An 11,958-nucleotide genomic window follows, 5' to 3' on the forward strand; every position below is an offset into this window, starting at 1 on the left:
ATCAACATATCTGGCGTTGATTTTTGGCACGCTGTTGAGTTCTCAAGGAACGGACGCTTCCTTTGTACTCACCCTCTCGGGCTTTCCTCCGGGCGGCTTCCCTTCGGTATTTCGTGTTTCCAACTCTACCAGATCCTTTTTCCGTTCCGTTTCCGGTCTGGATTTCGTATCCGGTGGCCGCTGGAGGACCTTTGCCTTTCGGCTGCCCCGACTTTATCAGAAGCTTTTCCGCCGACCTAATCGGCTTCGTGATTCGGATAAAGAATCGGATGGGCTCCACGGGAATCGAATTCCCGCCCGGAGCAAGGGAGACTTTAACAGTCCCGCTCGGCCTGTGTCCAGTCCGAGGCAACTGCTCTAATCTACCTCCCCACGCAGACCGTGTCAACGGGTTTTGTGGGCGATGAGGACACTATCAGGCCAGACGGGCCGTACGCACATCAGGCCGCTGTGGGCAACTGGGCGCTGCGGTCGACGGACTCCACGTCCCCCGTGTCGCCCGCCCTGGCGGCGCGGCCGCCGAGCACGTACACGTACCCGAGAAAGACCAGCTCAGCGGCGACGCCGATGGAGATGCGGGCCCACGTCGGCAGGCCGGAGGGGGTGACGAAGCCTTCGATCACGCCGGATACGAACAGGACCAGCGCGAGGCCGATTGCCATGCCGACGGCGGCGCGTCCCTGCTGGGCCAGGGCGGCGCGGCGGGTCCGGGGGCCCGGGTCGATCAGCGTCCAGCCGAGGCGGAGCCCGGTGCCGGCGGCGACGAAGACAGCGGTGAGTTCGAGCAGGCCGTGCGGGAGGACCAGCCCCAGGAAGGTGTCGAGGCGGCCGGCCGAGGACATCAGGCCGATCCCGACGCCGAGATTGAGCATGTTGAGGAAGAGGATCCAGAGCACCGGGACGCAGAGGAACGCGCCCAGGACCAGGCACAGGGCGGCGGCCTGGGCGTTGTTCGTCCAGACCTGGGCCGCGAACGAGGCGGCGGGATGACTGGAGTAGTAGGTCTCGTAGTCGCCGCCGGGGCGGGTCAGCCTGCGCAGCTCGTCGGGGGCCGCGATGGCCGACTGGACCTCGGGGTGGGTGCCGATCCACCAGCCGATGACGGCGGCCAGGACGGTGGACAGGACAGCGGTGGGGATCCACCAGTGGCGCGAGCGGTAGACCGCCGCCGGAAAGCCCGCGGTCAGGAAGCGGGCGGCGTCGCGCCAGGAGGCGCGGCGGGTACCGGTGACGGTGGCGCGGGCCCGGGCGACGAGCTGGGTGAGCCGGGCCGTGAGCATGGGGTCGGGAGCACTGGACTGGATCAGTGAGAGGTGGGTGGCGGTGCGCTGGTAGAGGGCGACGAGTTCATCGGCCTCGGCGCCGGTGAGGTGACTGCCCCGGCGCAGCAGGTGGTCCAGGCGCTCCCACTCGGCGCGGTGGGCGGTGACGTAGACGTCAAGGTCCATGATCGGCTGCTGCTCCAGGCACTGGGTCCGTACGGTTCGTGCAACTGCTCGTACTACTGCGGCGCGCTGTGGGTCAGCTTGGCAGACTGGCGTTCGACGGGGTTGGGGAAGGCCGAAGAAGGGTGGCGCCGTGAGCGGGGTTATGACGGGGGACGCCGTCGTACTCGGGCTGCAGCCGGCCAGGCTGCCGAGCCGGGCGCTGGCCCTGGCCATCGATCTGGCGGTCGTGTGGACCGCCTATCTGCTCATATCGATGGGGCTGGCGATCGCGACCGCCGCGCTGGACGAAGCGGCTGTCATGGCCGTGTCGATCGCGACCTTCCTGCTCGTGCCGGTGGGCGCGCCGATCGCGGTGGAGACGCTGAGCCATGGGCGTTCGCTCGGGAAGCTGGCGTGCGGGCTGCGGGTGGTGCGCGACGACGGCGGGCCCATCCGGTTCCGGCACGCGCTGGTGCGTGGGGCGATCGGCATGGTCGAGATCATGATGTCCTTCGGGACCATCGCGTGCGTCGCCTCGCTGGTGTCGGCGCGTGGACGGCGGATCGGTGACGTGTTCGCCGGCACGCTGGTGGTACGCGAGCGGGTGCCGGCCGCGCGCACGGCGGTGGTGCCGCCCCCGCCGCCCTGGCTCGTGGGGCGGTTCGCGCAGCTGGATCTCTCCGCCGTGCCGGACGACCTGTGGCTGGCGATACGGCAGTACCTGACGCGGATGCGGCAACTGGACCCCGAGGTGGGTCGCGGACTCGCCGAGCGGCTGGCCGACGACCTGGTCGCCCGGACCGGGACGCCCCCGCCGCCGGGGGTGCCGGCCACGGAGTACCTGGCCGGGGTGGTGAACGAGCGGCAGGCCCGGGAGGCGCGGCGGGCGTTCAGCGGAGGACCGGGCGGGACGGCCCCTTCCGAGGTGATGCCCGGGGCGGGCGGTGCCGATGGGGCGGGCGGGGCGCCGGTGGACCCTGAGCCGGCCGGTACCTCCCGAACAGCGGGTGGGGCGGGAGGGCCGGGCGGTGGCGGCTGGGCCGCGGTCGCGAACCCGGGCCCGGGTGAGGTCTCGGGCGCGGGTACGGGGGCGGAAGCCGCGACGGGCACCGGGGCCGGGAGCCACGGGGGCGGGACGGGGGCGGTCGGTGCCGGACAGCGGCAGCGGCCTGCCACGGGTTTCGCGCCGCCTGCCTGACACCGGGCCCGGGGGCGGTCAGGGGAAGACCGATGGCGGTGATTCGAGGTCTTCCAGCTCGATCCCCGGGGCCGCCAGGACCACGTCGCCGGCGATGTGGACGGTGTGCCGTTCCCCGGTGTCCAGGGCGCTGACCTGGTATTCGTCCACAGTCAGGGGGCCGTTGTCAGTGGCGTGCGCTTCACTCTTCACCAGCGCCCACGACTGGTCGACCGTGCGGGGGGCGAGGACGGGGTCGGTGAAGGCGACGAGGCGGACGCGCGTCGCGGGGGAAGCGGGGGTGAGGCGCAGGAGCCGGGACGTGGCGACGAGGAAGGCCGGTGACGTGCCGGTGAAGGCGTGCGCGCGGACATTGCCTTCGGTGGCGTGAGTGCCGGTGGGATCGGTACGGACCCAGGTGACGCCGTCGAGGGCCGCGCCGCGGACCTGCCAGCTCGCGGCGTGCATTTCGAGACGGATGGGGCGGCCGAGGTCGTCGAGGGCGAGGTCGACGGAGCCGGCGTGGTCGCCGGAGGGGGTGGTGGTCTGCGAGACGTAGCGCCAGCCGGAGGGGCCGGGCGCGCAGTGGAAGTGCTCTTCACCGAGGGGGGTGTGATCGTGCGGATCATGGAGCGAATAGCGGCCGCGGGGCATGGGTCCTCGGGTCCTCGGGATCGGCGGTAGGGGCCGGGCAACGGGGCAGGCCCCCGGCACGGGGGTGCGGGGGCCTGCCTGGTGCCTGCTACGGGCGTGCGTCAGTGCACGGGCGCCGTCAGTAGCGGTAGTGGTCCGGCTTGTACGGGCCGTCGACCTCGACGCCGATGTAGGCGGCCTGCTCGGGGCGGAGCGTGGTCAGCTTCACGCCGAGCGCGCCGAGGTGGAGCCGGGCGACCTTCTCGTCGAGGTGCTTGGGCAGCACGTAGACGTCGGTCGGGTACTCCTCGGGCTTGGTGAACAGCTCGATCTGGGCCAGCGTCTGGTCCGCGAAGCTGTTCGACATCACGAACGAGGGGTGGCCCGTGGCGTTGCCCAGGTTCAGCAGGCGGCCCTCGGACAGCACGATGATCTTCTTGCCGTCCGGGAAGGTCCAGGTGTGGACCTGCGGCTTCACCTCGTCCTTGACGATGCCCGGGATCTTGGCCAGGCCGGCCATGTCGATCTCGTTGTCGAAGTGGCCGATGTTGCCGACGATGGCCTGGTGCTTCATCTTGGCCATGTCCGAGGCCATGATGATGTCCTTGTTGCCCGTGGTGGTGATGAAGATGTCCGCCTGCTCCACCACCTCGTCCAGCGTGGTGACCTGATAGCCGTCCATCGCCGCCTGGAGCGCGCAGATCGGGTCGATCTCGGTGACGATCACGCGGGCGCCCTGGCCGCGCAGGGATTCCGCGCAGCCCTTGCCGACGTCGCCGTAACCGCACACGACCGCGACCTTGCCGCCGATGAGGACGTCGGTGGCGCGGTTGATGCCGTCGACCAGGGAGTGGCGGCAGCCGTACTTGTTGTCGAACTTGGACTTGGTCACCGCGTCGTTGACGTTGATGGCCGGGAACAGCAGCGTGCCGTCACGGTGCATCTCGTACAGGCGGTGGACGCCGGTGGTGGTCTCCTCCGTCACGCCACGGATCTCCGAGGCGAGCTGGGTCCACTTCTGCGGGTTCTCACCGAGGGTGCGGGTGAGGAGGCTCAGGATGTGGCCGTACTCCTCGCTGTCCGCGGTGGACGGGTCCGGGACCGCGCCGGCCTTCTCGAACTCCACGCCCTTGTGCACCAGGAGGGTGGCGTCGCCGCCGTCGTCCAGGATCATGTTCGGACCGCCGGTGGGGCTGTCCGTCCAGGTCAGGGCCTGCTCGGTGCACCACCAGTACTCCTCCAGGGTCTCGCCCTTCCAGGCGAAGACGGGGATGCCGGCGGCGGCGATGGCGGCGGCGGCGTGGTCCTGGGTGGAGAAGATGTTGCAGGAGGCCCAGCGGACCTTGGCGCCGAGGGCGACCAGGGTCTCGATGAGGACGGCCGTCTGCACGGTCATGTGCAGGGAGCCGGTGATACGTGCGCCGGCGAGGGGCTGGGCCTCGGCGTACTCCTTGCGGATCGCCATCAGGCCCGGCATCTCGTGCTCGGCGAGGCTGATCTCCTTGCGGCCGAACTCCGCGAGGGAGAGGTCGGCGACCTTGAAGTCCTGTCGGCTGTCGACAGTCGTCATCGGGAGGTGCTCCTCGTGGTAGGGGTCGAGGGTGGGTACGGCAGGCTCTGCGGTGGCGGGGCACAAGAATGCCCGGGGCACTCGCAGTGCAGTCGTCGGAGGCCCTCTCTCCCTCGGCCGGTCCGTCGGGACCGCCCGACCGCCATCAGCAGCGACGTCTGGCTCTGGTCACGAATCTACACCGATCGGTCCGGCGACCCACAGCCCGTCCGGGGACGGATTCCAGCCGGATCGTGAGCCGGGTGGGCCGGGAGCGGGGTGTCGGGGTGCCCGCGCCGGTTCGGCACGGGGCCCGGTGACGGGCGGGTGGCGGGCGGCGGACGGAGTGCGTAAGGGCCCCGGACCGCGGGGTCCGGGGCCCTTACGTCCGGCTGTGTCAGCCGGCCTTGGTCTCGCTGTAGATGTCCGGCTCCAGGTAGATCACCCGGGCGATGGGCACGGCGACGCGGATGCGCTGCTCGGCGGCGTCGATGGCGGCCGCGACCTGGGCGGCGGTGTCGTTGTGCCGTACCGCGATCTTCGCGGCGACCAGCAGCTCCTCCGGGCCGAGGTGGAGCGTGCGCATGTGGATGATGCCGGTGACGGTGTCGTTGTCGACGAGCGACGCCTCGATCTTCTTCACCTCGTCGATGCCCGCCGACTCACCGAGCAGGAGCGACTTGGTCTCGGCTGCCAGCACGATGGCGATCAGGATCAGCAGGATGCCGATGCAGAGGGTGCCGATGCCGTCCCAGATGCCGTTGCCGGTGACCAACGCCAGGCTGACGCCGACGAGGGCCAGTACCAGGCCGACCAGCGCGCCCAGGTCCTCCAGCAGGACGACGGGCAGCTCGGGGGCCTTGGCGCGGCGGACGAACTCCTTCCAGGAGAGGTTGCCGCGCACGGTGTTGGACTCCTTGATGGCCGTCCGGAAGGAGAAGCTCTCGGCGATGATCGCGAAGGTCAGGACACCGACGGGCCAGTACCAGGCCTCGATCTCGTGCGGGTGCTTGATCTTCTCGTAGCCCTCGTAGATGGCGAACATGCCACCGACCGAGAACAGGACGATGGAGACGAGGAACGCGTAGATGTACCGCTCGCGCCCGTATCCGAACGGGTGTTGGGGGGTGGCCTCGCGCTGGGCCTTCTTGCCGCCGAGGAGCAGCAGGCCCTGGTTGCCGGAGTCGGCGAGCGAGTGCACGCTCTCGGCGAGCATCGACGACGAACCACTGAAGAGGAACGCCACGAATTTGCTCGCCGCGATCGCGAGGTTCGCGGCGAGCGCCGCCACGATCGCCTTGGTTCCGCCTGACGCGCTCATGCGTGCGGGTGTCCCTTCGTAGGGTCTTGGGGGGGGTGGTTCGTACGGCCGCACATTGTTGCAGCAGCGGTGGCCGGCGCGGCTTCAGGCCACCACTGTGGCGCGGAAGACGGTGCCGGATCCGGACAGTTCGACCTTTTCGCCCGCCGGGACGAAGACCGACTCGCCGGGCCCCAGGCGGATGCCGTCCGCCACGGGGCTGCCTGCCGTGGCCAGCAGGATCTGCGGCGTGGTGGCGGTGATGTCCACCGGGGCGGCTCCTTCCGGCCGCACGTAGCGGGAGAGGCGGAACTCGTCGGCCGGCGTCTCGTAGAGCTCCTCGCCGGACGGGGACGCCTCGGGCCGCAGCACGGTCGGGTCGTCGGCCTCGAAGCGGACGACCCGCAGGAGCTCGGGAACGTCGATGTGCTTGGGGGTGAGGCCGCAGCGCAGCACGTTGTCGGAGTTGGCCATGATCTCGACGCCGAGGCCGCCGATGTAGGCGTGCGGGACGCCGGCGCCGAGGTGGATGGCCTCGCCGGGCTGGAGCCGGACGTGGTTGAGCAGCATGGCGGCGAGGACGCCGGGGTCGCCGGGGAAGTGGTGGGCGAGGACGGCGTACGGGGCGTGCGCCCCGCCGAGGCGGGTGCAGGCGGCGGCGGCCTCGTGCACGGTGGCCGCCATGTCGGCGGGGTCGGCGGTCAGAACGGCCGTCAGGACCTCGCGCAGCGCGGCCTCGCGCGGGTGGGCGTGGAGGAGGTCGACGTACGGCTTGAGGGAGTCGACGTCGAGGGCGGCGAGGAGGTCGGCCGTCTCGTCGGGCGTCCGGAAGCCGCACAGGCCCTCGAAGGGGGTGAGGGCGCAGAGGAGTTCGGGCTTGTGGTTGGGGTCCTTGTAGTTGCGGTGGGGGGCGTCGACCGGGACGCCGGCGCGCTCTTCGGCGGCGTAACCCTCCCTGGCCTGCGCGAGGTCGGGGTGGACCTGGAGGGAGAGGGGCGAGCCGGCCGCGATCAGCTTGAGGAGGAAGGGCAGGCGGGGGCCGAACCTGGCGACGGCGGCCGGACCGAGCATCCGTTCCGGATCGGCTGCGATGAGGGCCGGGAGTGGCTGTTCGCCATCGGCCCGGACCACGCGGGACGGCGCGCCGGGATGGTCGCCCATCCACATCTCGGCCTGCGGCTCACCGGTGGGGGCGACGCCGAGCAGGTCCGGGATGGCCGTCGTGGAGCCCCAGGCGTAGGGGCGGACGGTGTTGGAGAGGCGGTCCATGGGCGTGCGTTCCTCGTGCTTTTCGCTGATGGGCGGGGGGGGTCCTTCTTGCCGGTGGGCGGGCGGTCACACGTGCGTTCCGGTCCCCAGCGACAGGTAGACGGCCGCGAAGTCGGTCACCGCGAGCAGCTCGGCGAGGGCTTCGATGTCGGTGCCCTCCTCGGGTTCCAGCTCACTGACACCCGTGTCGTGGCCGAGCGCCAGCTCGCGGGCGGCCGGGGCGGCGGTCAGGCCGCCGGCCGGCCGGTCGCGCAGCAGCACCACGCGCGCCCGCAGGGCCTGGGCCTCCTCGACCCGGTCGCGGAAGAAGTCGTCGAGGTCCGCGCCGGAGGCGTAGTCGCCCGCGAGGAGCACCGCGTGCGCGGCCAGTGCCTCGGGCAGCTCGGCGGCGAGCGCCGGACGGCCGGCCAGCTCGGACAGTACGGCGGCGAACCGGCGGCCCACCGGGGCGGTGGCCGTGCCCTCGGTCCAGATGAGGGGGAGGGTGTCGGCGAGCTCCCCGGCGAGCATCTTGGCCGGGTTGCTGTAGGTGACGACGGCCGGTCCGCAGCGTTCCGCCGTGCGGTCGAGGCGGTCGGCCACCTTCTGGAGGGTGTCGGCCGGGGCGGAGAGCAGGCCGACGCGGTCCAGGAGGACGAGGAGCGGGGTGAACAGGGCCCACAGGGCGCCGGGGCTCGCCGCCGGTGTCTCCTCGTCGTGCGGTTCCTGGGGCGCGGCCGCCAGCGGTACGACCATGCCGTGGCTGCCGTCGACCGCCTCGGTGAGCGGGGAGCGGGCGGGTGCCACGGCGACGACCGTGACGCCCCGGCGGTACGCCTGCTCGGCGAGGAGCGCGAGGCCCGGCTCGGTGCCGTCCGTGGTGGTGATCAGGAGGAGGTCCACCGGGCCGGCCCAGCCCGGGAGCGTCCAGCGCAGGGCCCCGGCGGCGGGTGCCACACCGGTGGGGCTCAGGCGGGCGACCGGCGCGGCGGCACCGGCGAGGGCGGCGACCAGGTCGGCCACGCAGGCGGCAGCGGTGCCGGGGCCGGCGACGAGGACGGCGCGGGGGCGGCCCTCGGGGTTCAGCTCGGTGACGCCGGCCTCGATGGCGTGCCGGGCGGCGGTGCGTACGCGCGCGCCTGCTTCGGCGGCCCCGCGGAGGAGGCCGCGGCGGTCGGCTCGGGCCAGGGCGTCCGGGTCGTCGAGCAGCGACTCGTCGAGCATGGGGTGGGGCCTCCGATCACCGTACGGGGTGGGGTGCGGGCGGCGCGGGCGCCGCCGGGGGCGGCCGTTCTCAGACGGGGCGGCGGGCCTCGTCCACGAGGAGGACCGGGATGCCGTCGCGTACCGGGTAGGCCAGGCCGCAGTCCTCGCCGGTGCAGATCAGCTCGGGGGCCTCGGCTGCGGTGCGGTCCTCGAGGGGCGCGTGGCAGGCCGGGCAGGCGAGGATCTCCAGAAGGCCGGCTTCGAGCGGCATGGGGTGGGTCCCTTCGAACGCGGTGGTGATGGTGGGGTTCGGCCACGTCAGCCTACCGCCGGGGGATGGGCGGGTGCGGCTCGGCGTGGATCGGGTTCCCCGGCCCCGCCCGGTACCTGACCGCGGCCTGCCCCACGTCACGCGTCGGTCACCCGTGGTCACCCGTACCGGCCGGGTCCGCAGGCGCTGGGGTGTCCGCCCCGGGCCGCACGCCGGCCCCGGCCCGGAAAGCGGGGACGTGACGGCTCCCGGCCGGCGGTCGCACCGCCCCCGCGGTGGTCGGGCTCCGGCGGTTCGCCCGGCGGGCACACGGGGCCGGCGGTGCGGTCCACGCACGGCACGGGCCGGCCGGAGCGCGCCCCGGTGGCCGGGTGCCGGCCGGGCCTCCGGGCGGTCCGGCTCCCGGGCCGGCCGGCTCCCGGGCGTCCGGGGCGGCGGCCGGGCCGCCGGCCGGTCGCGCGGGCGGCGCCCCCGGTCGGGCCGCCGGGGCCCGGCCGGTACCCGGGCCGCTCGGGTCAGGAGGTGCGGACCCTCGGGGTCAGGAGGTGCGGACCAGGGCGAGGACCTCGTCGCGGACCTCGGCCATCGTCGCCTCGTCCCGCGCCTCGACGTTCAGGCGGAGCAGCGGTTCCGTGTTGGAGGGGCGGAGGTTGAACCACCAGTCCGCCGCCGTCACGGTCAGGCCGTCGAGCTCGTCGATGGTGACGCCGTCGCGGGGAGCGAAGGCCCGGCGTACCGCCGCCGTGCTGGCCGCCTGGTCGGCGACCGTGGAGTTGATCTCGCCCGAGCCGGTGTAGCGGGCGTAGGAGGCCACCAGGTCGGAGAGCGTCCCGTCCTGGCCGCCCAGGGCCGCCAGGACGTGGAGGGCGGCCAGCATGCCGGTGTCCGCGTTCCAGAAGTCGCGGAAGTAGTAGTGGGCCGAGTGCTCACCGCCGAAGACGGCGCCGGTACGGGCCATCTCCGCCTTGATGAAGGAGTGCCCGACCCGGGTGCGCACGGGGGTGCCGCCGTTCTCCCGGACGACCTCGGGGACCGACCAGGAGGTGATCAGGTTGTGGATCACGGTGCCGCCGGGGTGCTTGGCCAGCTCCCGCTCGGCGACCAGCGCGGTGATCACCGACGGCGGGACCGGCTCTCCCCGCTCGTCCACCACGAAGCAGCGGTCGGCGTCGCCGTCGAAGGCGAGGCCGATGTCGGCGCCCTCCTCGCGCACCCGCTGCTGGAGGTCCACGATGTTGGCCGGGTCCAGCGGGTTGGCCTCGTGGTTGGGGAACGTGCCGTCCAGCTCGAAGTACATCGGGACGAGCGTGAGCGGCAGCCCCTCGAAGACGGTGGGGACCGTGTGGCCGCCCATGCCGTTGCCCGCGTCCACCACGACCTTCAGGGGGCGGATGGGACCGAGGTCGACCAGCGACTTCAGGTGGGCCGCGTAGTCCGTGAGGGTGTCGCGCCCGGTGATCGCGCCGGGGGTCGCGGCCGGGGCCGGGGCGCCGGTGGACGACCAGGTCTCGACGAGCTTGCGGATGTCGGCCAGGCCGGTGTCCTGGCCCACCGGGGCGGCGCCGGCCCGGCACATCTTGATGCCGTTGTACTGGGCGGGGTTGTGCGACGCGGTGAACATCGCTCCCGGGAGGTCCAGCGCGCCGGACGCGTAGTAGAGCTGGTCGGTCGAGCACAGGCCGATGAGCGTGACGTCGGCCCCCCTCGCCGCGGCGCCCCGGGCGAACGCGGCGGACAGTCCGGGCGACGACGGGCGCATGTCATGGCCGACCACGATCGCGGCCGCCTCCGTCACTTGGACGAACGCCGCGCCGAACAGTTCCGCCAGTGCCTCGTCCCACTGATCCGGCACCACCCCGCGGACGTCGTACGCCTTCACGATCTGCGACAGATCAGCAGCCACTGCCCTACCCTCCTGCAAGCCCTGTGTGGAATACACAACGGAACACAAGCTAACCGTAGGGGCTGGGGACAAACGTCAGGAGTCGGGTGAGCGGAGCACCCTCAGGTGCCCTCGGCGTCCGACCTCCACCGGGTCGCCGCCGCGGCCGCCGTTCTTGCCGCCGGCCTGTGCCGCCCGTTCCTGTGGCCGGGCGGCTTCGCGTACGGCGTTGGCGAGCGCTTCGAGGTCGTCGCCGCTGGGGCGGGCGGGGGCGGAGCCGTCCGAGAGCCGGACCACCTCCCAGCCGCGCGGCGCGGTCAGGCGCTCGCTGTGCTCGGCGCACAGGTCGTAGCAGTGGGGCTCGGCGTAGGTGGCGAGCGGGCCGAGGACCGCAGTCGAGTCGGCATAGACGTACGTCAGTGTCGCGACGGCAGGGCGGCCGCACGCGGTGCGCGAACAGCGACGTACAGGGCTCACGACGTTGGACGGTACCGCACTCTTGAGCGGGCCGCGACGACTCTCCGCCAGGTCACTCCCCCGTGTCGCGGTGTGACGTCGGGCACAGCGCCCTCCCGGACAACTCTCCTGACCTGCGCGAAAGGACGGAAACAGGGGTCCGTGGGGCCGCCGCGCCGAACAGCCGAGGGGGCGAATCCGCTCATTCCAGGCGACCCGACCGATCGCGACGACGCGCCAAATCGACCCCAAGAGAACCTGAAACGCTCAATATTCGACGCAGTTTTAACACGCCGCCGGGGTGGCGGACGGGTGCCGCGGCAGTGGGGCCGCCGTCCGCCGGGAAGGGCCGCCCGGGAGTTACCCTGCGTCAGTGATGGACAGTCCCGTACCGCCCCGCCCGGCCGAGCCGCGAACCCGCCGCCGCGACCGGCACGGCCGCGGCATGCGCGGCCCCGTCGCGCCGCCCCAGGTCCCGCTCTCCATCAGCCGCGCGGACACCTTCCGCGACCTGGTGCAGGACTCCGTGGAGCGGCTGGAGCGGCGCTGGCCGCAGCTGGCCGACGTCGACTTCCACGTCCTGGAGGTGCCGGTGGCGCCGGAGGAGTCCGTACCGCTCGGCACCTCGGTCCCGGCGGGCCGGGACCGGCCGGCGCGGATCATCGTCTACCGGCGCCCGGTCGAGCTGCGCGCCAAGAGCCGCGACGAGCGCGCGCTGCTGGTGCACGAGGTGGTCGTGGAGCAGGTCGCCGAACTGCTGGGCCTGGCCCCTGAGTCGGTCGACCCGAGGTACGACCAGGACTGAGCGG

At 72.4% G+C, this 11,958-nt stretch carries 11 protein-coding genes; 2 read left to right on the forward strand and 9 right to left on the reverse strand.

Annotated features, from left to right (window positions below; all coding sequences use genetic code 11):
• Nucleotides 1-440: 440 nt before the first annotated feature.
• The gene (locus AB0H53_RS11845) at nucleotides 441-1,448 is read right to left on the reverse strand and encodes a stage II sporulation protein M (RefSeq protein ID WP_362110199.1); all 1,008 of its coding nucleotides are present in this window, start codon (nucleotides 1,446-1,448) and stop codon (nucleotides 441-443) included.
• A gap of 142 nt (nucleotides 1,449-1,590) precedes the next feature.
• Between AB0H53_RS11845 and AB0H53_RS11850 the strand changes: the two genes are divergently transcribed.
• Nucleotides 1,591-2,625 carry an RDD family protein gene (locus AB0H53_RS11850; protein WP_362110645.1) on the forward strand — a complete coding sequence of 345 codons (1,035 nt, stop codon included), beginning with the start codon at nucleotides 1,591-1,593 and terminating at the stop codon, nucleotides 2,623-2,625.
• Between the two features lie 18 nt (nucleotides 2,626-2,643).
• On the opposite strand, the gene AB0H53_RS11855 is transcribed toward AB0H53_RS11850, so the two are convergent.
• The 8 genes from AB0H53_RS11855 to AB0H53_RS11890 all read right to left on the reverse strand — a co-directional run bounded on the left by AB0H53_RS11855 (nucleotide 2,644) and on the right by AB0H53_RS11890 (nucleotide 11,221).
• Nucleotides 2,644-3,258: a hypothetical protein gene (locus tag AB0H53_RS11855; protein ID WP_362110201.1), complete on the reverse strand. Its 615-nt coding sequence runs from the start codon at nucleotides 3,256-3,258 to the stop codon at nucleotides 2,644-2,646.
• Nucleotides 3,259-3,376: 118 nt separating this feature from the next.
• Nucleotides 3,377-4,807, reverse strand: a complete 1,431-nt coding sequence (ahcY, locus tag AB0H53_RS11860) for an adenosylhomocysteinase (RefSeq protein ID WP_362110203.1) — start codon at nucleotides 4,805-4,807, stop codon at nucleotides 3,377-3,379.
• A 376-nt stretch (nucleotides 4,808-5,183) separates the two neighbouring features.
• Nucleotides 5,184-6,107 (reverse strand): cation transporter, encoded by a 924-nt coding sequence (locus AB0H53_RS11865; RefSeq protein ID WP_362110205.1) that lies wholly within the window; start codon nucleotides 6,105-6,107, stop codon nucleotides 5,184-5,186.
• Between the two features lie 84 nt (nucleotides 6,108-6,191).
• A complete protein-coding gene (manA, locus tag AB0H53_RS11870; protein ID WP_362110207.1) occupies nucleotides 6,192-7,355 on the reverse strand; it encodes a mannose-6-phosphate isomerase, class I in 1,164 nt (387 codons plus the stop codon).
• Nucleotides 7,356-7,421: 66 nt separating this feature from the next.
• Nucleotides 7,422-8,558 (reverse strand): SIS domain-containing protein, encoded by a 1,137-nt coding sequence (locus tag AB0H53_RS11875; RefSeq protein WP_362110209.1) that lies wholly within the window; start codon nucleotides 8,556-8,558, stop codon nucleotides 7,422-7,424.
• A gap of 70 nt (nucleotides 8,559-8,628) precedes the next feature.
• Nucleotides 8,629-8,811 carry a Trm112 family protein gene (locus tag AB0H53_RS11880; RefSeq protein ID WP_362110211.1) on the reverse strand — a complete coding sequence of 61 codons (183 nt, stop codon included), beginning with the start codon at nucleotides 8,809-8,811 and terminating at the stop codon, nucleotides 8,629-8,631.
• A gap of 538 nt (nucleotides 8,812-9,349) precedes the next feature.
• On the reverse strand, nucleotides 9,350-10,714 hold the full coding sequence (locus AB0H53_RS11885) for a phosphomannomutase/phosphoglucomutase (RefSeq protein WP_362110213.1): 1,365 nt from the start codon (nucleotides 10,712-10,714) through the stop codon (nucleotides 9,350-9,352).
• A 75-nt stretch (nucleotides 10,715-10,789) separates the two neighbouring features.
• The gene (locus AB0H53_RS11890; protein WP_362110648.1) at nucleotides 10,790-11,221 is read right to left on the reverse strand and encodes a DUF3499 domain-containing protein; all 432 of its coding nucleotides are present in this window, start codon (nucleotides 11,219-11,221) and stop codon (nucleotides 10,790-10,792) included.
• 304 nt (nucleotides 11,222-11,525) lie between these two features.
• On the opposite strand from AB0H53_RS11890, the gene AB0H53_RS11895 reads away from it, so the two are divergent.
• Complete coding sequence (locus AB0H53_RS11895) at nucleotides 11,526-11,954, forward strand: metallopeptidase family protein (RefSeq protein WP_362110215.1); 429 nt, start codon at nucleotides 11,526-11,528, stop codon at nucleotides 11,952-11,954.
• Nucleotides 11,955-11,958: the final 4 nt, after the last annotated feature.

The organism is Streptomyces sp. NPDC050856 (assembly GCF_040653855.1).
Taxonomy (GTDB): domain Bacteria; phylum Actinomycetota; class Actinomycetes; order Streptomycetales; family Streptomycetaceae; genus Streptomyces.